Source organism: Amycolatopsis coloradensis, from assembly GCF_001953865.1.
Lineage (GTDB): Bacteria > Actinomycetota > Actinomycetes > Mycobacteriales > Pseudonocardiaceae > Amycolatopsis > Amycolatopsis coloradensis.
This window is the reverse complement of record NZ_MQUQ01000001.1, coordinates 59,212-84,957: the sequence shown is the minus strand read 5'-3', so window position 1 is coordinate 84,957 and position 25,746 is coordinate 59,212. Positions and strand designations below refer to the sequence as shown.

Genomic DNA, 25,746 nt, shown 5'->3' with positions numbered 1-25,746 from the left:
TGCTGGCCTACTTCTTGTAGAGCGCTTCGATGTCGTTCGCGTAGTTCTTGTTCACGATGTTGCGCTTCAGTTTGAGGCTCGGCGTGATCTCGCCGCCGGCCTCGGTGAAGTCCTTCGTGAGGATCGTGAACTTCTTGATCGCCTCGGCCTGCGAAACCGCGCTGTTGGCCTGATCGACGGCCTGCTGGACCTCGGCGCGCAGTTCGGCGTCGTCGGCCAGATCGGACACGGAGGCGTCGGCGGGCTTGTTGTGCTGCGACTTCCACGACGGGAAGTACTCCTCGTCGATGGTGATCAGCGCGCCGATGAACGGCCGCTGGTCGCCGACGACCATCGCCTGGCTGATCAGCGGGCTGGCCTTGATGGTGTCTTCGAGACCGGACGGGGCGACGTTCTTGCCGCCCGCGGTCACGATGATCTCCTTCTTGCGCCCGGTGATCTTCAGGAACCCGTCGCGGTCGAGTTCGCCGAGGTCGCCGGTGTGGAACCAGCCGTCCTCCAGCGATTCCGCCGTCGCCGCGGGGTTGTTGAAGTACCCCCCGAACACGACGTCGCCCTTCAGCAGGATCTCACCGTCTTCGGCGATCCGCACCGACGTGCCGGCGACCGGCCGCCCGACGGTGCCGACGCGGAACCCGTCCTGGGTACCGACGCAGGCCGCGGCGGACGTCTCGGTCAGGCCGTAGCCCTCGAACACCGGGACGCCGATGCCGCGGAAGAAGTGCGCCAGCCGCACCCCGAGCGGGGCACCGCCGGACACCGCCGCGACGCACCGGCCGCCCAGCGCGGCGCGCAGCTTGCTGAAGACGAGCTTGTCGAACAGCGCGTGCTTGATCTTGAGGCCCAGCCCGGCGCCGCCGGTGTCCTGGGCCTGGCTGTAGGCGACGGCGGTGGCTTCGGCGGCGTCGAAGATCTTGCCCTTGCCGTCACCGTGGGCCTTCTGCTTCGCGCCGTTGTAGACCTTCTCGAACACGCGCGGCACGGCGACGACGAACGTCGGCCGGAAGGTGCCGAGGTCGGCGACGAGGTCTTTGACGTCCGAGGTGTGCCCGAGGGTCACTCGCGCGCTGAGCGCCGTCACCGCGATGGCGCGGGCGAGGACGTGCGCGAGCGGCAGGAACACCAGCAGCGAGTTGCCCTGCTCCATCAGCTGAGGGAACGCGGCGATGTCGGCGCGGATCTCGGCGAGCAGGTTCCGGTGGGTCAGCTCGACGCCCTTGGGACGGCCGGTCGTGCCCGACGTGTACACGATCGTGGCCAGGTCTCCCGCCTTCACCGTGCGGCGGCGCTCGTGGAGGTCGTCGTCGCTCAGTCCGGCGCCCTGGTCGGTGAGGTCGTCGACGGCGGGCTTGGCGGCCTCGATCTGCCAGGTGTGCTCCAGCGTGTCGAGGCGTCCCTTGACGGTCTCCAGCGTCGCGAGGTGCTCGTCGGTCTCGACGAACACGCCCTTCGCCGCCGAGTCCGAAAGGATCCAGTGGACCTGCTCGGCCGAGGAGGTGTCGTAGATCGGGACGGTGACCGCGCCGGCGGCCCAGACCGCGAAGTCGATCAGGGTCCATTCGTAGCGGGTCTTGGACATGAGCCCGATCCGGTCGCCCGGTGCGATGCCCGCCTGTGCCAATCCCTTGGCCACCGCCAGAACCTGAGCGGCGAAATCCTTGGCGGTGATGTCCAACCAGGTACCGTCGACCTGGCGGCGGAAACTCACGACATCGGAGAACCGCTCGGCGTTCGCCCAGACGACGTCCGCGAGGTTCTCGTCGTCGGTCACCGGATTGGCGGCGGGGGCGCTGTATTCGCGCACGAGGAACCTCCGTGTTCGCGTGCAAGTGGTGTGACCGGTGTTACCCGCCAGTCAACTTAGCGTGCCGTGCACCTTAAGACCATGCTGGCGAATCGGCCATACCCAGGGCATGACATTCTGCCGCTGTGAACCAGGCTCCGCCAGCTCTCGACATCGTTGACGAGACCTTCCTCGTGGTCCCGCCCTCCACCGTGGCCGCTGCTTTCGCCGATCCGCGATCTTGGTCACGTTACTGGCCTGACCTCGTTCTCGAGGTCTACACCGACCGTGGGGACCAAGGGCTGCGCTGGACCGTGCGAGGTGCCTTGATCGGTACCATGGAAGTCTGGCTCGAGCCGGTGCTCGACGGCACTTTGCTGCACTATTTCCTGCGTGCCACCCCCGCCGGTCCGGACGGGGAGGCGCGTGCGCTGGAACCCCGGGACCTGCGACGGGAGTTCGATCGCAGGGCCCGTGCCGCCAAGGCGATCGCGCTCGGGCTCAAGGAAGTCCTGGAGGACGGGCGCGAGCCTGGGGTCGGTCCCCAGGCCGGGTAGGGGAGAGCATGCGGGTTCACGTGGTGTCGGACGTGCACGGCAACGCCGACGCGCTCAAACGCGCGGGCGACGGCGCCGACGCGTTGATCGTCCTCGGCGACCTGCTGGACTTCGTCGACTACCGCGAGCACGACAAAGGCATCATGGGCGCGCTGTTCGGCGCGGAGAAGGTCGGCGAGTTCGCGAGGCTGCGGCGTGAGGGCACTCGTGATGAGACCGTTGCCTTCTCGCGATCGTTGTGGGCCACTTTGGCCGATCCGGCCGCCGCCGTCGGGGACGCGATCCAGGACCAGTACGCCATCCTGTTCGGCGCCCTCACCGCGCCGACGTTCGCGACCCCCGGCAACGTCGACGACCCGTCGCTGTGGCCCGACTTCGCCGGCGACGGCATCCAGGTGCTTGACGGCGAGGTAGCCGAGTTCGGCGGCCTGCGCTTCGGGTTCGTCGGCGGCGCGCTGCTCCCGCCGAACGTGGTCCCGCGCCGCAACGGCTTCTGGCGGCCGTATCTGCGCACCCGTGAGGAGTACGACGTCGCGGTGAGCGCGCTGGAAAACGTCGACGTCCTGTGCACCCACATCCCGCCCGCCATCCCGGAACTGACCTACGACGTGATCGCGCGGCGGCCGGAGATCGGGTCGGCGGCGCTGGTGGGCCTCATCCGCGAGCAGCGGCCGCGCTGGTCGGTCTTCGGGCACGTCCACCAGCCGCTGACCGCGCGGACCAGGCTCGGCAGGACCGAATGCCGGAACGTCGGTCACTTCAAGGAGACGGCGCAGCCGCACGTGCTTCGCTGGTGACACCCGGCTCCGGCTAGAGTTCGCATCATGGCCGAGCAGTCCACGCAATCCATCGAGGTCGACGCCGAGCCCGAGCGGGTCATGGCCGTCATCGCCGACTTTCCCGCGTACCCGGAATGGGCCAAGGCCGTCCGGGAGACCGAGGTGCTCGGCGAGGACGACACGGGCCGCGCCAAGCAGGTGAAGCTCACCCTCGACGCCGGACCCATCAAGGACGTCTACACCCTCGAGTACGACTGGGACGCCGACGGCCGGGGAGTCAGCTGGCACCTGGTCAAGGGGCAGATGCAGAAGGCCCAGAACGGCCGCTACGCCCTCGAAGCGCTGGCCGCCGGCCGCACCAAGGTCACGTATACGCTGTCCGTCGAGCTGGCGCTGCCGATGATCGGGCTGCTGCGCCGCAAGGCCGAGAAGATGGTCATGGACACCGCGCTCAAGGAGCTCAAGAAGCGCGCTGAAGCGTCCTGAGTCGAAGGGGAGGCATGCGGATCCTGCTGTTCACCGGCAAGGGGGGTGTCGGCAAGACCACGCTGGCCGCCGCGACGGCCGCCGCACTGGCGGGCCGGGGCAGGAAGACGCTCGTGGTCTCGACCGACCCCGCGCATTCCCTCGGTGACGCTTTCGGCCGCGCCCTCGGCGCCGAACCGTCCGAAGTGGACGTGCTCCTGCATGCCGCCCAGATCGATTCCCGCGGTCTCGTGGACAGCACCTGGCGCGAACTCCGGCAGGAACTCCAGACCGCGTTCGCGGGGGCAGGCCTCGGCTCGCTCGACGCCGAAGAGCTGACCGTGGTCCCCGGCGTGGACGAACTCCTCGCCCTTACCGAAGTCCAGCGTCTCGCCGAGCACGGTCCCTGGGAGACCGTCGTCGTCGACTGCGGGCCGACCGCGGAAACCCTGCGTCTGCTGGCTTTGCCCGAAGCGGTTTCCGGGTACCTGACGAGGATGTTCAAACCGGGCGCGCGGCGGACGGCGGCCGCGGTGCGGCGGCTCGGCGCACATCTGGAGTCGCTGCGCGCGCTGCTCACCGATCCCGCGACGACCACGGTCCGGCTCGTCCTGACGCCGGAACGCGTCGTCGTCGCCGAAGCCCGCCGCACGCTCAGTTCACTGGCCCTGCGCGGAATACTGGTCGACGGCCTGATCGTCAACCGGCTGATGCCCGCCCCCGGGTTCTGGCGTGGTGCGGCTGCCTCATGGATGCGGACCCGCCGCACGCAGCAGAACCTCGTCCTCGCCGAACTGGCCGACGCCGGATTCGGGCCCGAAGCGGTGAAACCGGTCGAACACCGCGCCGTCGAGCCGGTCGGGCTGACGGCGTTGCAGGAAATCGCGTTCGAGCTTTATCAAGGCCTGGACCCCTTGACCGGCAATGGGAAAGGGGTCACCCCGCTGCTCGACGTGTCCGAATCGGACAGTGGCTATCAGCTGCGGATCGCGGTGCCGCTGCACCGGGATTCCGAAGTGGACCTGGCCAGAGTGGACGATGATCTCGCCGTCACCGTGGACGGTTTCCGGCGGCTGATCGCGCTGCCGGAGATGTTGCGCCCGTGCCGGATCACCGGTGCGGAATCCGACGCGCACGGCCTGGTCGTGAGCCTGGCCGGAAACCGGGGACCCGGGTGAGTGAAAACAGCGAACACAGGGCACACACGACGGAAGATGGCCTGAAGCTGGCCGAAGAGATCCGGCTGCTGGTCGAACTGGTCGTCGAGCACGCCGCGCCGTGGCTGCAGGACCTGATCTCCGCCGGGCACGGCTGCACCGAACACGAAGCCGGCGGGGACACCGGCTGGTGCCCGCTCTGCGCCGTCGTGGAGGTCTTCCGCGGTGAACGGCCCGAGTTCGTGGCGCGGCTGATGGAGCAGGCCGCGCAACTCGTCGCGCTGCTGCGGGCGGTGCTCGCGGACCGCTGGGAACCCGAGGGCGGGGTGCACATGCCGGGGTTCCAGCCTGCGCGGAAGGAGCCCGCGCGGGAAGATGCGCCGGAGGGAGCTTCGCGGGTCCAGCACATCGCCGTGACCAGGCGCGACGCTTGGCAGCCGGACCGGGAGAACTGAGTGCTGACGGTAGGGGTGGACGTCGGGGGCACGAGTGTGCGCGCCGGCGTGGTGGACGAGCACGGCTCGCTGATGGACACCGCCAGGGTCGGCACCCCCGGCGAGGAGAACGCGCTCGAAGACGCCATCGCCGGGGTCGTCGAAGACCTCCGCAACCGGCACGAGGTCTCCGGTGTCGGGCTCGCGGTGGCCGGGTTCGTCGCCAGCGACCGGCGGACGGTGATGTTCGCGCCGCATCTGTCGTGGCGGGCCGCGCCGGTCGCGGAGCGAATCGAGAAGCGCGTCGGCCTTCCGGTCACCCTTGAGCATGACGTGAACGCCGCCGCGATCGGCGAATACCGCTTCGGCGCCGCGCGAGGCGCCCATGTCGCCGCGCTGATCGCCCTCGGTACCGGGATCGGCGCGGGCCTGCTGCTCGACGGCAAGATCTACCGGGGCGCGTACGGTGTCGCGCCGGAACTCGGGCACCTGACCGTCGTCCCCGGCGGACGGGCCTGCCCGTGCGGGAAGTACGGCTGCTGGGAGCGGTACTGCAGCGGGACGGCCTTGGCCGCGACGGCGGTGGAACTGCTCGCGCGGCATCCCGGCCGCTCGACCGTGCTGGCGCGCGAGACCAGGGGAGACCCCGGTTCGGTCACCGGGCGCCGGGTCGCCGGTGCCGCCCGCGACGGCGACCCGATCGCCCAGCGCGCGATGACCGAACTGGCGAAGTGGCTGGCCGAGGGGCTGGCACTGGTCGCCGACGTCTTCGATCCCGAGATCATCGTGATCGGCGGCGGGGTGTCCGAATCGGCTCCGCTGTTCCTCGACGAGGCACGTGAGCACTACGCGGGCAAGATCACCGGCGCCGGGCACCGGCCGCTGGCCCGGATCCGCGCGGCCCAGCACGGGGACGACACCGCCATCGTCGGCGCCGCGGCGCTCGCCGTCGACGCGGCGAAGGCTCCCGGCGCCGAGGTCGGTGTGACAGGCTGAAGTCGTGACCCGTCTGGACGGCAACGGCTTCGTGAAATGCGACTTCGGCCATCTTCACTGGGGTTTGAACGGCGCCGCAGGGTTGCTGCTGTCCGATCCCGCGCGCGGTGTCCTGTTGCAACGCCGGGCGTGGTGGGTGCATCACGGGCACACGTGGGCGTTGCCCGGCGGCGCCGTCGAGGCGGGGGAAAGCCCGCGTGAGGCCGCCACCCGCGAGGCGTACGAGGAGGCCGACGTCCCGCCCGCCCGGGTGCGGCCGTTGTCGGCGTCGAAGGTCGATCACGGGAATTGGCGCTACACCACGATCCTGGCCGCGCCGATCGGCACGCTTTCGGCGAGGGTGAAGAACGCGGAGAGCGCGGAACTGCGGTGGGTCCGCCCGGACGAGGTCGCGGATTTCCGGCTGCACCGCGACTTCGCGGCGGCGTGGCCGGGATTGAGGGAACACTTGGATCGCAGGCTGGTACTGGTGGTCGACGGCGCGAACGTCGTCGGATCGCGGCCGGACGGCTGGTGGCGTGACCGGCGCGGCGCGGGGATGCGATTGCGGGACAAGCTCGCGACGCTGGCCGAAACCGGGTTCGCCGATCCGGCGCTGCCCGGCGGCGGCGAATGGTCGTGGTGGCCGAAGGTCGTGCTGGTCGTCGAGGGCAAGGCGCGGGGTGTCGCGGCGGTGCCCGGTGTCGAGGTCGCCGACGCCGAGACGGACGGGGACTCCCAGATCGTCGCCGTCGCCCGGTCCGCCCGCTCCGAGGGCCCCGACGACCACGTCGTCGTCGTGACCGCCGACCGCGAACTCCGTTCCCGCGTCGAGGCCCTTGGCGCCTCCACCTTCGGCCCCGGCACCCTCCTGACCCACCTGGATCCCCGCAACTAGTCCTCTAGTTGCGGTACTTCGACGTCGAACTACCGCAACTAGAGGACGAAACGCGGACTTAGGGGCGGGCGATCGTTCCCTCTCGCATCTCGGAGATGAGAGACGCGACGACGGCGCGAAGACTCCCGTTGTGCTGCTTCGCCACCGCGCGCTGACGCAGGTAGCTCGGCCCGTGGCGCAGGATCGCCTCCACCCCCCGCAGCTCCTCGACACAGTCCAGCCGCCGGGCCACCGGTTCGAGCCGGTTCAGCAGGTCGAGAGTGTCTTCGGTGACGAGTCGTTCGTTGCCGGCGGCGTCGAGGATGACGATCGCGTCGACGCCGTAGCGCGCCGCGCGCCACTTGTTCTCCTGGACGTGCCACGGCGGCAGCGTCGGCAGGATCTCCCCGTCGTCGAGGCGCGCGCTGAAGTCGTCGACCAGGCATTGGGTCAGCGCCGAGATCGCGCCGACCTCCTCCAAGGTCGGCAGCCCGTCGCACACGCGCATCTCGATCGTCCCGAAATGCGGGGCTGGCCGGACGTCCCAGCGGATCTCGGAGAAGTGGTCGATCACGCCCGTGGTGAACATGTCGTCGACGTAGCTCTCCAGTTCGCTCCACTTCCGGAACTGGAACGGCAGCCCCGCCGTCGGCAGCTGCTGGAACATCAGCGCGCGGTTCGACGCGTACCCGGTGTCCTCCGCGCCCCAGTACGGCGAAGACGCCGAAAGCGCCTGCAAGTGCGGCGCGTAGTTGAGCAGCGCGTCCAGGATCGGCAGGGCCTTGTCGCGGTGGTCGAGGCCGACGTGCACGTGAACGCCGTAGATCAGCATCTGCCGCCCCCACCACTGGGTCCGGTCGATGAGTTTGGCGTACCGCGCCTTGTCGGTGACCTTCTGCCGGTACCAGGTCGAGAACGGATGCGACCCGGCCGAGAACAGCTCGACACCCAGCGGGTCGAGTACCGAGTGCACGACGTCCAGCGACTCGTTCAGATCGGCCTTGACCTCGGCGATCGTGTCGCAGATCCCGCTGATCACCTCGATGGTGTTGAGCAGCAGCTCCTGCTTGATCTTGGGGTGCTCGTCCTCGCCGTCGGGCCGGACGGCGTCGAGCACCTGCTCCGCGACCGAGGAGAGTTCACCGGTCCGCCGGTCGACGAGGGCGAGCTCCCATTCCGCGCCGACCGTCGACCGGCGCGAGGGAGTGAAGTCGATCTTCATGTCCGGAATTGTCCGACAGCTCAGACCTGGGCGCCGTTGTGCGGGTCCGCGCCGGGCGGCGGCCCCTGACGGACCCGCAGCAGGAGCAGCGCGATCGCGGTCGCCAGTGCGAGGATGCCGAGCGGTGTGCCGAGCCGGGTGCCCATGCCGATCAGGGTGGGCGCGATCAGGAGCAGCAGGCCGAGCAGGAAGAACAGCAGGACGATGAACGCGCCCTTACGCGGACGCGGCAGGGGTGGCGGCTCGGGCGGCACGAAATGGCCCTCGTCGTCGCTCGACCCGGCCGGGTCGTCCTCGAAGAGGGTCTTGTCCCAGCTGGTGCCGCCGCCGCGCCAGCCCGGTTCGGGTTCGGCTTCCGACGTCTCGGGCCGCGGTGACTTCTCCGACGGCTTCTCCGCCTTCTCGGCCTTTTCGGTGGCCTTCCCGGCGGGTTTTTCGAGTTCGTCCTCCGGAAACAGACCGACGCCCTCCGCACGGAGGTCGGCCACGATCTCGGCGAACGTCGCGTCGACGTCCTCCGGCCCGTCCTTGCCCCTGCTCATCCGGCGCCCACCTGTCCCTCCCGGCACACGGACCGGGCGAAGTCCACCGTACGCGTGAAGATCAGGCCCGCGTCGTGGTCTTGGGTGGCGACGTGGAAGCTGTTCTCCAGCACCACCTCGGTGACGTCGTCGCTGCCGATCCCGTCGAGGATGATCCGCGAGTTCAGCGGCTCCACCACATGGTCGACGGCCGAACGCAGCAGCAGCACCGGCTGCGTCACCTTCGCCAGCTCCGGCCGGACGACGGCCCACAGCCTCGCCAGGCTCGCCGCCGCGCGCACCGGGGTGCGGGGATAGGCCAGCTCGGTCTCGCCCGGTTTCGCGATGTCGTTCGCGATCGCCTTCACCGACGGCACCATGTTCGCCAGGAGCGGCAGCAGCTTCGTGTCCAGTCCGCGGCGCATGATCGAGGGGTTCACGAGCACGATCCCGGCGATCCGGTCGCCGAACTCCTCGGCCAGCCGCAGGGTCAGCGTTCCGCCCATCGACAACCCGGCGACGAACACCGAGTCGCACGTGGAGAGAAGTGCCAGCAGTTCTTCACGGACCGCGCCGTACCAGTCCTCCCAGCCTGTCCGGTTCATGTCCTGCCACCGGGTGCCGTGCCCGGGGAGCAGCGGGCAGCGCACCGTGTAACCGGCCTCGGCCAGATGATCGCCCCACGCCCGCATACTCGCGGGGGTGCCGGTGAACCCGTGGCACAGCAGGAACCCTGCTTCGGTCGAACCGGTGTGAGCGAACGGTTCCGCGCCGGCGAGGACGGCCATGCGATCGCCTTCCGTGAGAGCTGGATAGGTCTTCTATGTTCGCACGAGCGGAGCCGCTTGTGGGCCACCGGCCGCTGTCGGAATCAGGCCGGATCGGGTGTGAGATCCGTCGCTGGGTGCGGGTAACCGGGTGGACCTCGTTGTGCCTGGGGGTCGCGATTCGTAGTCTTGACCATCGGGCGCGGGGGTTGAGCTGCTAGGAGGAGTTTTCGCAGTGCTGTACTGGCTCATGAAACACGTGTTTATCGGGCCACTGCTCAAGGCGCTGTGGCCCACCAAGGTCGTCGGCGCGGAGAACATCCCCGACGACGGTGGCGTGATCCTCGCGGGCAATCACCTGGCGGTGGCGGATTCCTTCTTCATGCCGCTCCGGGTCAAGCGCAAGGTGACCTTCCCGGCCAAATCGGAGTATTTCACCGAGAAGGGCCTCAAGGGCCTGCTGAAGAAGTGGTTCTTCACCGGCGTCGGCCAGTTCCCGATCGACCGCTCCGGCGGTAACGCGGCGCAAGCCGCCCTCGACACCGCGACCCGCCTGGTCCGCGAGGGCCACCTCCTCGGCATCTACCCCGAAGGCACCCGCTCCCCGGACGGCCGCCTGTACAAGGGCAAGACCGGCGTCGCCCGGATCGCGCTCGACTCCGGCGGCCTGGTGGTCCCGGTGGCCATGGTCGGCACCGACAAGGTCAACCCGATCGGCTCGAAGATGTGGTGGCCGCGCCGCCTCGAGATCCGCTTCGGCAAGCCGCTCGACTTCTCGCGCTACGAGGGCCTCGCCGGCGACCGCTTCATCGAGCGGTCCATCACCGACGAGATCATGTACGCGCTCATGGAGCTTTCCGGCCAGGAGTACGTCGACATCTACGCCGCCAAGGCGAAGGAACTGCTCGCCGCCGAAGAGGCCGGGATCCGCCCGAAGGTGCCCGCGCAGCCGTCCGCGCAGGACGTCGCCCGCATCCCGGACACCAAGGTCGGGTGAGCGCCCACTAGGGTTCTCCGGTGCGCTTTTTCTACGACACCGAATTCATCGAGGACGGCGTGACGATCGACCTGGTGTCGATCGGTGTCGTGGACGAAAGAGGACGCGAGTTCTACGCGGTCTCGACCGATTTCGACCCCGGCAAGGCGGGCCCCTGGGTCCGCGACAACGTGCTCCCGAAGCTCCCGTCGCCCGCCGACCCGGCGTGGCGCAGCCGCGAGAAGATCCGCACGGACCTGCTCGAGTTCTTCGGCAAGCCGCCCGGCGGGATCGAACTGTGGGCCTGGTTCGCCGCCTACGACCACGTCGCGCTGGCGCAGCTGTGGGGTCCGATGCCCGCGCTGCCGCGTCAGCTGCCGCGATTCACCCGTGACCTGCGGCAACGCTGGGAGGACGCGGGCAAGCCGAAGCTCCCCGCGGCCCCGGACGATCAGCACGACGCGCTCGCCGACGCGAGGCACAACTTCCAGCGGTGGGGAATCATCGAGTCCTACTGGCAGCGCTAGTCTGTCGCGCGCTGCGGGGAACTCGCCGAAGGGGCGCCGTTCCATACCCTGCTCACGTGAGCGGAGGGCGCCCCTTCATCGAGTTCCCGGGGGCCTTCGGCCCAAAAGAGGGCGCGCGACGGTGAAGTCTCCGTCGGGCGAAGGGCGCCCTTGAGGAGGCCGTGTGGGCACGACCAACGCGCCCACGCACTCACCGCCGCGAGTCGATGGCCTCCGCCAGCGTGTCCAGCAGCTCGGCAGTCGTCTCCCACCCCAGGCAGGCGTCCGTGATCGACTGCCCGTAAGTCAGCGACGCGGCCGATCCCAGCGTCAGATCCTGCCGCCCGGCCACGAGGAAGCTCTCCAGCATCAGCCCCGCGATGCCCCGCTCACCGGCACTGATCCGCCCGGCGAGTTCGCGGACGACCGAAGCCTGGCGCACGTGGTCCTTCGCGCTGTTGCCGTGGCTCGCGTCGATGATCACGCGCTCCGGCAGCCCCGACTTCGCCAGCCGTGCCAGCGTGTCGGACACGGTCGCGGGGTCGTAGTTGGGACCGGCCGAGCTGCCGCGCAGGATCACGTGGCAGTCCTCGTTCCCGGCCGTGGTGATCAGCGCGGCGAGCCCGTCGGGGTTGATACCCGCGAAGACGTGGCTCGCGGCGGCCGCGCGGGTGGCGTCGACGGCGACCTGGACGTCGCCCTCGGTCGAGTTCTTGATGCCCACCGGCATCGAAAGCGCGCTGCACAGCTGCCGGTGCACCTGGCTCGCCGCGGTCCGCGCGCCGATGGAACCCCAGGTCACGGTGTCGGAGATGAACTGCGGGGTGATCGGGTCGAGGAATTCGCAGCCGACCGGCAGGCCGAGCGCGGAGATGTCGAGCAGCAGTTCGCGTGCCATCCGCAGGCCGTGGTTGACCTCGTAGGTGCCGTCGAGGCCGGGGTCGTTGATCAGACCCTTCCAGCCGAGCGTGGTCCGCGGCTTCTCGAAGTAGACGCGCATGACGATGTGCAGGTCGCGGCGGTGTTCTTCGGCCTTGGCGGCGAGGCGGCGGGCGTAGTCGAGCGCGGCGTCCGCGTCGTGCACCGAGCAGGGCCCGACGACGACGAGGAGCCGGTCGTCCCGGCCGTCGAGGATGTCGACGGCCGAGGCCCGCCCGGCTAGGACGGTATCGGCGATTTCCGCCGTCATCGGATGTTCGTGGCGCAGCATGGCGGGCGACAGCAGCGGGTTGATGGCCGCCGTGCGATGCCCGTCGAGGGCGATCAGAGTGTCAGCGGAGGGAGACATCGCGGGTCTGGTTCCTTTCGATAAGGGAAACCGACCCGCGGGAACTCGCCGAGCCGGTGTGATTCCGGCTCGGGGTGGAAGTCAGCGCGGGTTCACGCCGCCGTGCCCACCCGGGGCCGGCTTCGTAAACCAGAAATAGCGCTGCACGACGCCAAGCTAGCACACCCGCTGTCGTGGACCGATTCCCGAGGTGGTCCGCCCTGCACCGATCCAGAGAACTGCCGCTACGCTGGCATCGGGACATGTGACTGTCATCTCTACGGAACACAAGACGGAGGCTTCTGATGCGTGTCGGTGTGCTGACCGGCGGTGGCGACTGCCCGGGGCTCAACGCGGTGATCCGCGCTGTGGTGCGCAAGGGCATCGAGGTGCACGGCTGGGACGTCGTCGGGTTCCGCAACGGCTGGAACGGGCCCCTCACCGGGGACAGCCGCCCGCTCGGCTTGAACGACGTCGAGGACATCCTCACCCGCGGCGGCACGATCCTGCGCTCCTCGCGGACCAACCCGTACAAGGTCGACGGCGGCGTCGACAAGATCAAGTCCGTACTCGGCGAGCAGCAGGTCGACGCGCTGATCGCGATCGGCGGCGAGGACACCCTCGGTGTCGCGAAGCGGCTCACCGACGACGGCATCGGCGTCGTCGGCGTGCCCAAGACGATCGACAACGACCTCGGCGCGACCGACTACACCTTCGGTTTCGACACGGCCGTCTCGATCGCCACCGAGGCCATCGACCGGCTGCACACCACGGCCGAGTCGCACCACCGCGCCCTCGTCGTCGAGGTCATGGGCAGGCACGCCGGCTGGATCGCGCTGCACTCCGGTCTCGCCGGTGGCGCGAGCGTGATCCTGGTGCCGGAGCGGCACTTCAACGTCGATCAGGTCGTTTCATGGGTCGAGCGCCGCTTCGAGAAGGAGTACGCGCCGATCATCGTGGTCGCCGAGGGCGCGCTGCCCGAGGGCGGCGAGGAGAAGCTTCTGACCGGTGAGAAGGACGCCTTCGGGCACGTCCGGCTCGGCGGGATCGGCACCTGGCTGGCCGACGAGATCGCCGCCCGCACCGGCAAGGAGTCCCGCGCGGTCGTGCTCGGGCACGTCCAGCGCGGCGGCACCCCGACGGCGTACGACCGCGTGCTCGCCACCCGGTTCGGGCTCAACGCCGTCGACGCCGTCGCCGACGGCGACTTCGGCGTGATGGTCGCGCTGCGCGGCACGGACATCGTCCGCGTCAAGCTCTCCGAAGCGACCGCCGAACTGAAGACCGTCCCGGCCGAGCGGTACGAAGAGGCCGAGGTCTTCTTCGGCTGAGCTGTGTTACAGGAGAAGGCCCCTTACTTTGTGCTGTGCTCGGTAAGGGGCCTTCGCTTTTCCTTGCGGCCCCGCCCTCACCGCGAGTTGAATCGGCCACCCGGGGGGATCCGGGTGGAAGGTGGGGGTTCTCATGGCCGGAACGGGATCCAGCAGACGCGAGTTTCTGAAATGGCTGGCCGTGAGCGGGACCGGGGTGGCGCTCGCCGGGCTGCTGCCCGGCACGGCAGGCGCGGCCACGGACGAGATCGTCGTCCTCAGCCGGGTCACGCTGATCGACGGCACGGGTTCGGCTCCGCGGCGTGACGTCTCCGTCGTCCTCGTCGGCGACCGGATCGCCTGGGTCGGCGGCTCGGAGCAGCTCCCGGAAACCGGTGCCGCGCGGGTGATCGACGGCCGCGGCAAGTACCTCATCCCGGGTCTTTGGGACATGCACACCCACGGCGCGGACCTCGAAGAGATCATTCCGCCGCTGCATCTGGCCCACGGCGTCACGGGCGCCCGCGAGATGTGGGGTTACGCGGAGAACCGCGCGTCCCGGGACAAGATCGAACGCGGTGAGCTGCTCGGCCCGCGCCTGGTGGTGGGGAGCGGGATCGTCGACGGGCCGGTCACCCTGCTGGGCCCACCGGTGCTCCAGGTGTCGACCGAAGCCGAGGCGCGGGCGGTGGTCCGCGCGGAGGCGGCTGCGGGCGCCGAGTTCGTCAAGGTCTATTCCTACCTCGGTCCCGAGGCACTGCGCGCGATCGCGGACGAGGTCCGGGGCCAGGGGCTGAGGTTCTCCGGGCACTGGCCGTACAAGGTGTCCCACACCGAGGCGAGCGATCTCGGCCAGCACAGTTTCGAGCACTTCTTCGGCGTGTCCATCCACTGCTCTTCCCGGCGCGACGAGATCCTCGCCCGGTTGAAGGCGATGCCTTACGACCCGGCGGCGCCGCGTGCTTTCTTCACCGAGACGCGGCAACTGGAATTCGAGTCGGTCTCCACATACAGCCCCCACACGGCGTGGAACTACTTCACCCGGTTGCGGCGCAACGGCACCTGGCATTCGCCGACGCTGACGATCAACCGCATCGTCACCCAGCCCGCCGAAACCCACAAGCAGGACCCGCGGCTGAAGTACGTCCCCGCCGACATCCGCGAGAGCTGGGCCGTGGGCATCGAGCGGTTCGCGCCGAAGACACCGGCGGAGATCGCCTTGCAGGAGCGGTACTACCAGGAGACGCTGCGGCTGGTCGGGGTCGCGCACGACGCCGGCGTCGGGATCATCGGCGGCACCGACTGCCTCAACCCGTACACCTTCCCCGGCAGTGGGCTGCACGAGGAACTCGCCTTCCTGGTCGAGGCCGGGCTCTCGCCGGTGCGGGCGCTGAAGACCGTCACGGGCGACGCGGCGAAATTCCTCGGCAGGGAACGGACTTCGGGCACGATCGAGGCGGGGAAGGAGGCGGATCTCGTGCTGCTGGACGCGAACCCGGCCACCGACATCCGCAACGTCGCGAAGATCGACCTGGTGATCACACGCGGCCGCGTCCTGGACAAGACGACACGGCGGCGGATGCTCGACGCCGTCGAGGCCGCCGCGAACCGGCCGCCCTCGACCACCGCCCGGCTCCAGTCCCTGGCTCGCCGGGGCTGCTGCTGACCCCTCCGCAATTCGTCCTCTAGTTGCGGTAGTTGCGCGTGCTAAGGACCGCAACTAGAGGACGAAACGGCAATGGCTCCAGCGGCCCAAAGCACGACCCGCACCGGCCGCAGCTTCACCCGTCACGCCAGTTCCGGCACACGGACTCAAGGCGGAGCCAGGGGTCCTTCATGTACTCGTCGGCGGCGGGGATTAACGTCACCGCATGGGTTTCGAGGGTTTCGGCGAGTACGCCATCGACTTCTACGACGGTCTCGAGGCCGACAACTCCAAGTCGTACTGGGACGCGAACCTGGCCACCTACAAGGCCGACGTCCGCGCGCCGATGGAGGCGCTGCTCGCGGAACTGGTCCCGGAGTTCGGCGACGGCTTCGGCGAGGGGAAGGTCTTCCGGCCGTACCGCGACGTCCGGTTCGCCAAGGACAAGACGCCGTACAAGACCCACTGCGGCGCGGTGATCGAACAGGGCCGCGGCGGTGGCGCGTACTACGTGGAGGTCGGCCCGGCCGGGCTGCGCGTCGGCGGCGGCTGCTTCCACTTCGAGTCCGATCAGCTCGCCCGCTTCCGCCGGGCCGTCGACACCGAAGTGCACGGCTCCGAACTGGCCAAGGTCCTCGCGAAGCTGGAAAAGTCCGGCTGGGAGGTCAAAGGTGACAGGCTCAAGTCCAAGCCGCGCGGTTTCGCGGAAGACCATCCCCGCATCGACCTCCTGAGGAATCGCTCCGTGTACGCGGTCCGGGGCTGGGAGCCGGACGACGTCCTGCACGAACGGGGCGCGCTCGACCGGGTGCGGAAGGCGTGGCGGCAGGTCCGGGTGTTCAACGAATGGGCACGCGATCGGGTCGGCGCGAGCGAGAAGCCGCGTCGATAACCATCGAACCTGGTTCGGTGGGTGTCCATCGCCCAGGTGAACTGACACTTTTCTTGAACTTTCGGTATCGGTAAAGACGTGGCACCGATGAGGGACTACGCTGTGCGAACGTGAGCCGACGCGCGAAGATCGTTTGTACCCTTGGCCCCGCGACCGCTACGCCGGAGAAGATGCGGCAACTCGTCGACGCCGGGATGGACGTCGCGAGGATGAACTTCAGCCACGGGACACACGGCGACCACAAGCAGGTCTACGACCTCATCCGCACCGCAGCCGCCGAATCCGGCCGCGCGGTGGGCATCCTCGCCGACCTCCAGGGCCCGAAGATCCGTCTCGGCACCTTCGCGGGCGGGCCGGTCGAGTGGCACAACGGCGACATCGTGCGGATCACCGTCGAGGACGTCGCGGGCACCCACGACCGTGTCTCGACCACCTACAAGGGACTCGCCGACGACGCGAAGCCCGGCGACCGTCTCCTCGTGGACGACGGCAAGGTCGGCCTCGTGGTCAAGGAGGTCGAGGGCCCGGACGTCGTGTGCGAGGTCACCGAAGGTGGTCCCGTCAGCAACAACAAGGGCGTTTCCCTGCCGGGTATGGACGTCTCCGTGCCGGCGCTGTCCGAAAAGGACATCGAGGACCTCGAGTTCGCGCTCGAACTCGGCGTGGACTTCATCGCGCTGTCGTTCGTCCGCTCGCCCGCCGACATCGACCTGGTCCACCAGGTGATGGACCGCGTCGGCAAGGGCCGCCTCCCGGTGGTCGCGAAGATCGAGAAGCCCGAAGCGGTCTACAACCTCGAAGCCATCGTGCTTGCCTTCGACGCGGTGATGATCGCCCGCGGCGACCTCGGCGTGGAACTTCCGCTGGAGCAGGTCCCGCTGGTGCAGAAGCGCACCATCCAGATCGCCCGCGAGAACGCGAAGCCGGTCATCGTCGCGACGCAGATGCTCGAATCGATGATCAACAGCTCCCGCCCGACCCGCGCGGAGGCCTCGGACGTCGCCAACGCGGTCCTCGACGGCGCCGACGCCCTCATGCTCTCGGGTGAGACCAGCGTCGGCCGTTACGCCATCGAGGTCGTCCAGACCATGGGACGGATCATCGAAGCCGTCGAGACCGACTCGCCGGTCGTGCCGCCGCTGTCGCACGTCCCGCGCACCAAGCGCGGCGTCATCTCCTACGCGGCCCGTGACATCGGCGAGCGGCTGAACGCCAAGGCGCTGGTCGCCTTCACCCAGTCCGGTGACACCGTCCGGCGGCTCGCGCGGCTGCACACGCGGTTGCCGCTGCTGGCCTTCACACCGGAGGAGAGCGTCCGCAGCCAGCTCGCGATGACCTGGGGCACCACGACGCGGATCGTGCCGAAGGTCGATTCCACCGACCAGATGATCCAGCAGGTCGACCACGCGATGCTCGAAATGGGCAAGTACGCGAAGGGCGACCTCGTGGTCATCGTCGCGGGCTCCCCGCCGGGAACCGTCGGCTCGACCAACCTCATCCGGGTGCACCGCCTCGGCGAAGACGACCACGCCTGACCCTGGTCTACTCGCACGGCCGTGCGATGAACGGGACTTTCATCGCGAAATTTGCGATGAAAGTCCCGTTCATCTCGTCTGGGGTTGTCCCGAAGGCGGCCTTCGCGGTCGGTTGCGGTGGTCGTGTGTGACGTTTCGGGTCAGGGCCAGGGGTGTCTTAGGTACCTACTGGTTTGGGTGCGGTTCATCGCAGGTTCGGTCCGTGATGCCCGGCGGCCGCGTCGTGGAAGCCACTTTCGGGACGTCAGACGTCGCGAACGTGGCTTTCGCGACAAACGCCCCGCCTCGCAGAGGCTCGCCGCGCCCCACCGCCTAGGCTTCGCATATGACTGAGATGGCCAGGGAGGCCGCGGCCGGATTCGACAGCACCGGGGGCGTCGGCGGTCAGCCGGTACTCGACCGGCTGGTCGCGCTGCTGGACTTGGAGAAGATCGAAGAGAACATCTTCCGTGGTGTCTCACCGGCCCATTCGCCGGTGCGGGTGTTCGGCGGACAGGTCGCGGGGCAGGCGCTCGTCGCCGCCGGCCGCACCGTGCCCGAGGAGCGGAAGGTCCACTCGCTGCACGCGTACTTCATCCGCGGCGGTGACCCGAGCGTCCCGATCGTCTACGAGGTCGACCGCATCCGCGACGGTCGTTCGTTCACCACCCGCCGCGTAGTCGGCATCCAGCACGGCAAGGCGATCTTCTCGCTGTCCGCGTCGTTCCAGAAGGACGAGGGCGGCATCGAGCACTCCGAGGGCATGCCGGACGTCCCGGGCCCGGAGTCGCTCCCGACGTTGCAGGAGCGGGCCGAGGGCTACTTCACCGGCCACCACGACCGCCCGCGCCCGATCGACCTGCGGTACGTCAACGATCCGCCGTGGGTGACCCGCAAGTCGGGTGAGCGCCCCGCCAGGAACCAGGTGTGGATGCGGGCCGACGGCAAGCTTCCGGACCAGCAATTGCTGCACGTCTGCGTGCTGACCTACGCCTCCGACATGACGCTCCTGGACTCGGTCCTCGCGCGCCACGGCGTCTACTGGGACCTCGACAAGGTGATCGGCGCGAGTCTCGACCACGCGCTCTGGTTCCACCGCCCGTTCCGGGCCGACGAGTGGTTCCTCTACGACAGCGCGTCGCCGACCGCGTCGGGTGCCCGCGGCCTGGCCACCGGCCGGTTCTTCGCCGCGGATGGAACGCACATCGCGACCGTTGTGCAAGAAGGCCTTCTCCGGGTGGTGTGAACGGTGACGTTCCGCATCGGCGGAACGCCTTGTCCACCCTTTGGAGGGAATAGCGAAATGCCTTGACATCTGGAGCCAAAGCATTACGCAATGGCTCCGGACATAAGGGAGGGCCGGAACCGATCGGGGGACGACTCCGGCCCTGCACCGGGGTGAATCCGGCTTCGACGGGTATTCTCACAAAAGCCCATCGGTGCAGCTCGCGGCCCCGCGCCCGTGCCGCGAGTGGATCCGCCATCGCCGATGAAGGCGGGCGTACCGCGTTGCACAATGCCCAACCTACGACGGCAATCTGCAAATTGCAGGATGAAAATCCGGACGTGCTGGAAAATGGTCGGGTGACCATCTCACCGAATGTGTCCGAGGCTGGTTAGATGTGCTTCGAGTGAGGTTCGGCGAACACTGCTCTCTCGCCGCGTCACGATCGGTGTTGCTCGGACAGGTGTGGAGGTGCCGTGATGACGAGGGGTCAGGGACCCACCGTGCGCCGCCGGAGACTGGCGAGTGAATTGCGGCGGCTGCGCGAGGCGGCGGACCTCACCATCGACGAGGTGAGCGAGAAGCTCGAATGCTCGGCGTCGAAGGTCAGCCGCATCGAAACCGGGCACGTCGGCGTCACCCCGCGCGACGCGCGCGACATGCTCGAGCTGTACGGCATCGCCGGCGACGAACAGGAAGCACTCGTACAGCTGGCCAGGGAAGCCCGCAAACGCGGCTGGTGGCACGCGTATAACGAGGTGTTCACCGGCACCTTCGTCGGGTTGGAGGCGGACGCGAGTTCGCTGCGGGCGTTCCAGGCGCTGCTGGTGCCGGGCCTGTTGCAGACCGAGCGCTACGCCAGGGCCGTGATCAGGGCGATGCGGCCCGACGCCGAGGAAGCCGAGATCAGGCGCCGCGTGGCGGCGAGGATGGCGCGGCAGGAACTGCTGACGGACCCTTCGCCGCCGGAGTACTGGGCCGTGATCGACGAGGCGGTCCTGCACCGCACGATCGACAGCGCCGAGGTGATGGCGGAACAGCTGTACCGGATGGTCACGATGGCGGCGAGGGCGAACGTGACCGTCCAGGTCGTGCCGTTCGGCGCGGGTGCCCATCCCGGGATGGAGGGTCCGTTCCTCGTCATGGGCTTCCCCGAACTGGCCGACACCGACGTGGTTTACGTCGACAGCACCTCCAGCGGGCTCTACCTGGAGGAACCCCCGGACGTCCGGCGATACGCGTTGATGTTCGACCATCTGCGTGCCGCCGCGTTGAAACCGGACGACTCGGTCGAGGTGATCGCCGAGGCCGCCGGGAGGTTCGCCGAACAGGCGGCCCTGCCGGAGAAACCGCACTATCGGGATTTCGGCATGCCGAAGTCCCCGGAACGAGTAAGGAGTGGGGAGCATGACGCCCAACGATGATCTTTCCCAGGCCCGGTGGCGCAAGAGCAGCCACAGTGGTGGCGGCAACGACTGCGTCGAGGTCGCCTTCACCGGTTCCGGCGCCGCCCTCAGGGACTCCAAGGACCCTGACGGAGGTGCCTTCCGCCTTTCGCCGAACGCTTGGCGGGGGCTGCTCGGCGCCGTGCGCCCGAGCGGCCCGGACCACGCCTAGAGCCGCTGGAATTCGACCCCTTACGACTCCCGAGCAGGGGATGGGCGGGAGTAAGGGGTCGAACCACGGCCGGGTGTAGGTGATCACCCGATGCCGCGAGGCACCCCTCAGGACGAATCTGGTCACTACCAAACCAGGTAGTGAGTTCCTAAGGGGAAACAGTGATGAACACGAACGACGCTCTGCTCACCGGAGTACTGGCCGAGGTCGAGTACCGGCGGCAAGAGTTGCAGCGGGCGGGCCGCAGCGTATGGGTCGACAGGGCCCGCCGGGCGAGCAAGCGGATCCGAGCGAACCGCGCCGAGGTCCAGGTGCCCGCCCAGCAGCGCCGGGAGACCGGGCAGGTGCCCGCCCGCAGCGGCGAGATCACCCGGTAGAGGCCGAGTGCGATGAAGCTCTCGACAGAAACCCAGGCGAAGTTGTCGGTCCGGTAGGCAAGAATGCACCTCGTGCCCCGTCTTGGCTCCGGAATCCCGATCGTCGCCCGCACTCAGGAGATGCGGCAGCTCCGCGCCGCCTTCGCCCGTGCCGAACGGGCAGAGGCGGGCGCGGTGCTGCTCTCCGGAGACGCCGGCGTCGGCAAGACCCGCCTCCTGACCGCGCTCGGCGAGTACGCCGCCGGCGCGGGCGCCCTGGTGCTCAGCGGGCGCTGTATCGACGTCCATGAGGGCGGGCTTCCTTATCTTCCGTTCGCCGAGGCGCTGGCGCCGCTGGCGACGACGTCCGATCCCGCGGTCACCGCCGCGGTCCGGGCCCGGCCGGCACTGGGCAGGCTGCTCCCGCAAATGCCACAGGCGGAGGACTTCCCCGCCATCGAAGACGGTCAGCTCACCGCGAGCGAACGGGTGTCGACGCAACGGCTCAGGCCCGAACAGGACCTCGGCCAGCTCCAGCTGTTCGACGCGGTACTGGGGGTGCTGAGCGTCATCGCGCAGGTCCGGCCGGTGGTGATCCTGCTGGAGGATCTGCACTGGGCCGACGGCTCCACCCGGAACCTGCTGTCCTTCCTGATGACGAGGCTGCGCACCCAGCGGTTGCTGGTGGTGGCGAGCTATCGCGAGGAGGACGTCCACCGGCGGCATCCGCTGCGGGGGCTGCTGTCCGAGGTGGTGCGGCTGGGCGCGGTCGAACGCGTCGAGGTCAAGCCGTTCGGCGCCGAGGACGCGCGCGCGTTCGTCGAGGCGCTGGCCGACGAGCCGATCGGCCAGGACATGGTCGCCGACATCGTCTCCCGGTCCGAGGGCAATCCGTTCTTCGTCGAGGAACTGCTCGCGTCCGCGAAGGACTGCCGCGACCTCCCCGCCGGGCTTGCCGAAGTGCTCCTCGCCCGGGTGGAGCAGCTTTCCCAGGTCACCCGCCGGGTGCTGCGCGTGGTCTCGGTCGCCAAGGACTCGGTGGCGCACGCCGCGCTCGCCGAGATTTCCGGACTGGACGAACTCGACCTCGACGAGGCCCTGCGCGAGGCGGTGCAGCATCACGTCCTGGTGATCGAGAACGGCTTCTACACCTTCCGCCACGCTTTGCTACAGGAAGCGGTCTACGGCGACCTGCTCCCGGGGGAGCGGGTGCGCATGCACGCGGCCTACGCGTCGCGGATCCGCACCCGGACGCAGAGCCGCGGCCAGGACGCGCGGCTCGCGCACCACAGCCTGGAGAGCAAGGACTTCGTCGGCGCGCTGGCCGCGCTGCTGCGCGCGATGGACGAGGCCGAGAAGCTGGGCGCGCCCGGTTCCGCGTTGCGGCACGTCGAGCAGGCACTGTCCATTTGGGACGCCGTACCCGCGCCGGAACGGCCTTCGGACTTCGACGAACTCCGGCTGCTGCACGAGGCGTCGTATTTCGCGAGCACGTCGGGGGAGCCGGAGCGGGCGGTCGCGTATTCGCGGTCCGCGACCGAGGCACTCGGCCCGGACACCGGCAACGAGCGGGCCGCCAAGGTCTGGCGGCGGCACGCGGAGGCGCTGCTTTCGGTCGACGGCACGCTGGACGAGGTCGTCGAGGCGATCGACAAGGCCTGGAGCCTGGTCGAACACACCGAAGCGAGTTCCGCACGGGCCTGGGTGCTCGCCACCAGGGCGGGCATCCTGAGGCTGATCGACAGGCAGGACGAGGCCCTGCACTGCGCGCTGGCCGCGGTCGCCGACGCCAGGGCCATCGGTGCCGGCGGGGCGGAAGCGGCCGCGCTGGTCTCGCTCGGCACGCTGGCCGATTCGGCGGGCGACGTCGAGGAGGCGCGGGAGCGGCTGCGCCAGGCCGAGCGGAAGGCGAGGGATTCCGGCGCGCTCAACGGCGAACTGCGGGCACTGCACTTCCTCGGGCTGAGCTACGACGACAGGGCGGAGATCCCTTCCGCGCTGAAGTACTACGCCAAGGGCATCCAGCGTGCCAAGGAGACCGGGCTGACCTGGAGTTCGTTCGGGATCGAACTGCGGACCAAGCACCTCACGCTGCGCTACGTCAGCGGGGACTGGCCGGAAGACGACGACGCCGGCCGCGCGGGCCGCGGCGTTTCGAGCGTCGTCGCCGGGCGGTTCCTGGGGATCTGGGCGCAGTTCGTCGTCGGACAGGGCCGCTTCGCGGACGCGGACAAGATTCTGCCGAGCCTGCACCGGCACTGGAGCGCGGACTACTCGATCGCGCTCGCGTCGGGGGACGCCGCCATCCAGCTCGCGACCTGGCGTGGGGACCACGCGGGCGCGGTGCGGCAGGCGCACGAGCTGATCGACTGGCTCGAAGAGGTCGAACCCGCGGTGCTCGGGGGGATCCGGATCAGCGTGCACGGCCTCGCGGCGGCCGTCGCGCAGGCCGCCGAAGCCCGGGTCCGCGGGGATCAGGCGACCGTGAACGCCGCGGTGGAGTCGGGCGAGAAGATGCTCGCCCACGGCCGCCGGTGCGCCGAACACGGCATCCCGCGTTCGGTGTCGCTCGGCCCGGAGGCGCTGGCGTGGCTCGCCCGGCTCGAGGCGCTGGGCAGCTGTCTGCGCGGCGCGGGCGATCCGGCGTTGTGGGCGAAGGCGGTCGAGGCGTTCGGGTACGGCGCGGTGTACGAGCAGGCCATGTGCCGTCTGCAGCACGCGAAGTCCTTGCTGGCGTCCGACGGCGACACCGCGCTCGCCGCGTCGGAGCTGCTGGCCGCGCACGCGGTGGCCGACAAGCTGGGGGCCTGCCCGCTGCGCGAGGCCGTCCAGGATCTGAGCCACCGGGCGCGTGTCGAGCTTCCCGGGGCGCCCGCGGCCCCGCGCCGAGACGTCGTCGATCCTCTGACCGACCGGGAACGGGACGTGCTGGAGCGCGTCGCGCTCGGCCGGACCAACCGGCAGGTCGGCGAGGAGCTGTACATCAGCGAGAAGACGGTGAGCGTCCACCTTTCGCGCGTGATGGCGAAACTCGGCGCGAGCCGCCGGGCCGAGGCCGTCGCGATCGCCTACGACCGAGGCCTGCTGGCCGCGCCCACGTCCTCCTGACCCGCGTTTCGTCCTCTAGTTGCGGTAGTTGCACGCGCAAGGACCGCAACTAGAGGACGAAACGCAGGAGGGGGTCAGCGGCGCGGAAGGCGGCGAAGGGCCTTCAGGCTTGTGCTCAGGGCCCGCGCCCAGAGCTTCGGCGGGATCCCGCGGCCGGGGCGCAGCGGCATCCCGCGCTGAAGCGCGATCGCCTGGGCCTCGGTGTACTTGAGCAGCCCTTCGGCGCCGTTGCGCCGCCCGACGCCGGACTCCTTCATCCCGCCCATCGGCAGTCCCACGGTCCCGAAGGTCGCCGCGAAGCCTTCGTTGACGTTGACGGTCCCGGCCTTCAGCCGCGCCGCGACCTCCCAGCCCGCGCGGCCGTTGCGCGACCACACGCTCGCGTTCAGCCCGAACCGCGTGTCGTTGGCGCGCTCGATCGCCTCGGTGACGTCGGTGTAGCCGTAGATCGACACGACCGGCCCGAAGGTCTCTTCGGCGAACAGCTTGACGTCCTCGGTGACGTCGGTGAGGACGGTCGGTTCGTAGAACAGCGGGCCGAGGTCGGGCCGGGCCTTGCCGCCGGCGAGCACGGTCGCGCCCTTGGACCGGGCGTCCTCGACGTGCGCCGACACCGTCGCCAGCTGGTCTTCCGAGGTCAGCGACCCCATCTGCGCCTGGTAGTCGAGCGCACCACCGAGCCGCACCGCGGCGGTCTTGGCGACGAAGGCGCGGGTGAACTCCTCGCGGATGGACTCGTGGACGTAGATCCGCTCGACGGACACGCACAGCTGGCCCGCGGAGGAGAAGCACGCGGTCACCGCGCCCGTGGCGGTCTTGGCGATGTCCGCGTCGGGCAGCACGATCATCGGGTTCTTGCCGCCGAGTTCCAGCGAGTAGCTCGTCAGCCGCTCCGCCACCTTCGCGGCGAGCCCCTTACCTGTCGGCGTGGATCCGGTGAAGCACAGGTAGTCCGACTCTTCGACCAGCGCGTCGCCGATCCGCGAACCGCGGCCGAGCACGATCTGCCAGACACCGGACGGCAGCCCGGCCTCCTCGGCGATCTCCTGGAGCCACAGCGCCGAGAGCGCGGTCTGGTTGTCCGGCTTCTGCACGACGGCGTTGCCCGCCGCGAGCGCCGGAAGGACGTCCATCGCGGTGAGCGCGAGGGGGTAGTTCCACGGTGAGATGATCCCGACGACGCCCTTGGGGTGCCGGATCTCGCCGACCTTCGTCAGCACCGGGATCAGTCCGGCCGCGCGACGCGGCGAAAGGAACTTCGCGCTGTGCTTGCCGTAGTAGGCGGCCACGAGCGCGGTGGCGCTGACCTCGTCGAAGGCGTCCATCCGCGCCTTGCCCGCCTCGATCTGCACGAGGTCGAGCGCCTCTTCCTGACGCTTCAGGACCAGGTCGTGCAGGCGGATCAGGATGCGCTGGCGGTCCTCGACCGGCCGCTGCGCCCACGCGCGCTGTGCCTCCCGCGCCTGGTCGTACACGGCGCGGACGTCGGCGTCGGTGGCCTGGGGGAGTGTCGCGATCGGCTGCCCGGTGAACGGGGCGAGCATGGTGACTGGTGCGGAGACAGTGGTGTTCTCGCCGCCCACGACCCGCCGCACGAGCCGTTCCGCCCTGGCCGTGGCCGGGGCGCCGGGGACGCCGCCGATGGTCGCCGGGCCTTCGGTGTGGTGGCCCGCGCTGGCCGGTGTCGTGCTCGTCATGCCGTCTCCGTTCCATGCCGCGCGTGGAGCCGGAAGGCGCCACGCAGAGCCCAGGTGTTACCGACGAGTACAGCATACTGCCGGTATGGAGACTGT

The 25,746-nt window shown here is 69.3% G+C and carries 24 protein-coding genes; 18 read left to right on the top strand and 6 right to left on the bottom strand.

The window, feature by feature from the left end; translation table 11 throughout:
- Window positions 1-7: 7 nt before the first annotated feature.
- Window positions 8-1,804 carry an AMP-dependent synthetase/ligase gene (locus BS329_RS00410; protein ID WP_076154674.1) on the bottom strand — a complete coding sequence of 599 codons (1,797 nt, stop codon included), beginning with the start codon at window positions 1,802-1,804 and terminating at the stop codon, window positions 8-10.
- Window positions 1,805-1,929: 125 nt separating this feature from the next.
- On the opposite strand from BS329_RS00410, the gene BS329_RS00405 reads away from it, so the two are divergent.
- From BS329_RS00405 to BS329_RS00375, 7 genes are read left to right on the top strand one after another with little or no spacing between them, the layout of a single operon-like run.
- A complete protein-coding gene (locus BS329_RS00405) occupies window positions 1,930-2,340 on the top strand; it encodes a polyketide cyclase / dehydrase and lipid transport (RefSeq protein ID WP_076154672.1) in 411 nt (136 codons plus the stop codon).
- A gap of 8 nt (window positions 2,341-2,348) precedes the next feature.
- A complete protein-coding gene (locus tag BS329_RS00400) occupies window positions 2,349-3,137 on the top strand; it encodes a metallophosphoesterase family protein (protein ID WP_076154670.1) in 789 nt (262 codons plus the stop codon).
- A gap of 27 nt (window positions 3,138-3,164) precedes the next feature.
- Window positions 3,165-3,605 carry an SRPBCC family protein gene (locus BS329_RS00395; RefSeq protein ID WP_076154668.1) on the top strand — a complete coding sequence of 147 codons (441 nt, stop codon included), beginning with the start codon at window positions 3,165-3,167 and terminating at the stop codon, window positions 3,603-3,605.
- Between the two features lie 14 nt (window positions 3,606-3,619).
- Complete coding sequence (locus BS329_RS00390; RefSeq protein ID WP_076154666.1) at window positions 3,620-4,762, top strand: ArsA family ATPase; 1,143 nt, start codon at window positions 3,620-3,622, stop codon at window positions 4,760-4,762.
- Window positions 4,759-5,196: a hypothetical protein gene (locus tag BS329_RS00385; RefSeq protein WP_076154664.1), complete on the top strand. Its 438-nt coding sequence runs from the start codon at window positions 4,759-4,761 to the stop codon at window positions 5,194-5,196. Before BS329_RS00390 ends, BS329_RS00385 begins: the two co-directional genes overlap by 4 nt.
- A 15-nt stretch (window positions 5,197-5,211) precedes the next feature.
- Entirely contained in the window at window positions 5,212-6,171 is a 960-nt protein-coding gene (locus BS329_RS00380; protein WP_076155076.1) for an ROK family protein, read from the top strand.
- A gap of 4 nt (window positions 6,172-6,175) precedes the next feature.
- Window positions 6,176-7,048, top strand: coding sequence for an NUDIX domain-containing protein (locus BS329_RS00375; protein ID WP_076154658.1), 873 nt, complete (start codon window positions 6,176-6,178; stop codon window positions 7,046-7,048).
- A gap of 58 nt (window positions 7,049-7,106) precedes the next feature.
- Here BS329_RS00375 and BS329_RS00370 read toward each other — a convergent pair whose 3' ends face one another.
- Genes BS329_RS00370 through BS329_RS00360 form a run of 3 tightly spaced genes read right to left on the bottom strand, consistent with a single transcriptional unit; the run spans window position 7,107 to window position 9,558 of the window.
- A complete protein-coding gene (locus tag BS329_RS00370) occupies window positions 7,107-8,249 on the bottom strand; it encodes a glutamate--cysteine ligase (RefSeq protein ID WP_076154656.1) in 1,143 nt (380 codons plus the stop codon).
- A gap of 20 nt (window positions 8,250-8,269) precedes the next feature.
- On the bottom strand, window positions 8,270-8,791 hold the full coding sequence (locus BS329_RS00365; protein ID WP_076154655.1) for a hypothetical protein: 522 nt from the start codon (window positions 8,789-8,791) through the stop codon (window positions 8,270-8,272).
- Entirely contained in the window at window positions 8,788-9,558 is a 771-nt protein-coding gene (locus BS329_RS00360; RefSeq protein ID WP_076154654.1) for an alpha/beta hydrolase, read from the bottom strand. The genes BS329_RS00365 and BS329_RS00360 overlap by 4 nt, the downstream gene beginning before the upstream one ends.
- 214 nt (window positions 9,559-9,772) lie before the next feature.
- On the opposite strand from BS329_RS00360, the gene BS329_RS00355 reads away from it, so the two are divergent.
- Window positions 9,773-10,534, top strand: coding sequence for a lysophospholipid acyltransferase family protein (locus BS329_RS00355; protein WP_076154653.1), 762 nt, complete (start codon window positions 9,773-9,775; stop codon window positions 10,532-10,534).
- A 20-nt stretch (window positions 10,535-10,554) separates the two neighbouring features.
- Entirely contained in the window at window positions 10,555-11,040 is a 486-nt protein-coding gene (locus BS329_RS00350; protein WP_076154651.1) for a polyadenylate-specific 3'-exoribonuclease AS, read from the top strand.
- A 190-nt stretch (window positions 11,041-11,230) separates the two neighbouring features.
- Here BS329_RS00350 and BS329_RS00345 read toward each other — a convergent pair whose 3' ends face one another.
- Window positions 11,231-12,307: a 3-deoxy-7-phosphoheptulonate synthase gene (locus BS329_RS00345; RefSeq protein WP_076154649.1), complete on the bottom strand. Its 1,077-nt coding sequence runs from the start codon at window positions 12,305-12,307 to the stop codon at window positions 11,231-11,233.
- Between the two features lie 284 nt (window positions 12,308-12,591).
- Here BS329_RS00345 and BS329_RS00340 point away from each other — a divergent pair, with 284 nt between their 5' ends.
- The 9 genes from BS329_RS00340 to BS329_RS00300 all read left to right on the top strand — a co-directional run bounded on the left by BS329_RS00340 (window position 12,592) and on the right by BS329_RS00300 (window position 23,953).
- A complete protein-coding gene (locus BS329_RS00340; RefSeq protein WP_076154647.1) occupies window positions 12,592-13,617 on the top strand; it encodes a 6-phosphofructokinase in 1,026 nt (341 codons plus the stop codon).
- A 133-nt stretch (window positions 13,618-13,750) separates the two neighbouring features.
- Complete coding sequence (locus tag BS329_RS00335; protein WP_076154645.1) at window positions 13,751-15,262, top strand: amidohydrolase family protein; 1,512 nt, start codon at window positions 13,751-13,753, stop codon at window positions 15,260-15,262.
- A 205-nt stretch (window positions 15,263-15,467) separates the two neighbouring features.
- Window positions 15,468-16,133 (top strand): DUF2461 domain-containing protein, encoded by a 666-nt coding sequence (locus BS329_RS00330; RefSeq protein WP_076154643.1) that lies wholly within the window; start codon window positions 15,468-15,470, stop codon window positions 16,131-16,133.
- A gap of 110 nt (window positions 16,134-16,243) precedes the next feature.
- The gene (pyk, locus tag BS329_RS00325) at window positions 16,244-17,668 is read left to right on the top strand and encodes a pyruvate kinase (RefSeq protein ID WP_076154641.1); all 1,425 of its coding nucleotides are present in this window, start codon (window positions 16,244-16,246) and stop codon (window positions 17,666-17,668) included.
- A 325-nt stretch (window positions 17,669-17,993) separates the two neighbouring features.
- Window positions 17,994-18,893, top strand: a complete 900-nt coding sequence (locus tag BS329_RS00320; protein WP_076154639.1) for an acyl-CoA thioesterase — start codon at window positions 17,994-17,996, stop codon at window positions 18,891-18,893.
- 458 nt (window positions 18,894-19,351) lie between these two features.
- On the top strand, window positions 19,352-20,296 hold the full coding sequence (locus BS329_RS00315; RefSeq protein ID WP_076154637.1) for a helix-turn-helix domain-containing protein: 945 nt from the start codon (window positions 19,352-19,354) through the stop codon (window positions 20,294-20,296).
- Entirely contained in the window at window positions 20,280-20,489 is a 210-nt protein-coding gene (locus tag BS329_RS00310) for a DUF397 domain-containing protein (protein WP_076154635.1), read from the top strand. Before BS329_RS00315 ends, BS329_RS00310 begins: the two co-directional genes overlap by 17 nt.
- Before the next feature lie 164 nt (window positions 20,490-20,653).
- Window positions 20,654-20,866, top strand: coding sequence for a hypothetical protein (locus tag BS329_RS00305; RefSeq protein WP_076154633.1), 213 nt, complete (start codon window positions 20,654-20,656; stop codon window positions 20,864-20,866).
- A 63-nt stretch (window positions 20,867-20,929) separates the two neighbouring features.
- Entirely contained in the window at window positions 20,930-23,953 is a 3,024-nt protein-coding gene (locus BS329_RS00300; RefSeq protein ID WP_076154631.1) for a helix-turn-helix transcriptional regulator, read from the top strand.
- Between the two features lie 74 nt (window positions 23,954-24,027).
- Here BS329_RS00300 and BS329_RS00295 read toward each other — a convergent pair whose 3' ends face one another.
- Window positions 24,028-25,650, bottom strand: coding sequence for a succinic semialdehyde dehydrogenase (locus BS329_RS00295; RefSeq protein ID WP_076154629.1), 1,623 nt, complete (start codon window positions 25,648-25,650; stop codon window positions 24,028-24,030).
- Between the last annotated feature and the right edge of the window lie 96 nt (window positions 25,651-25,746).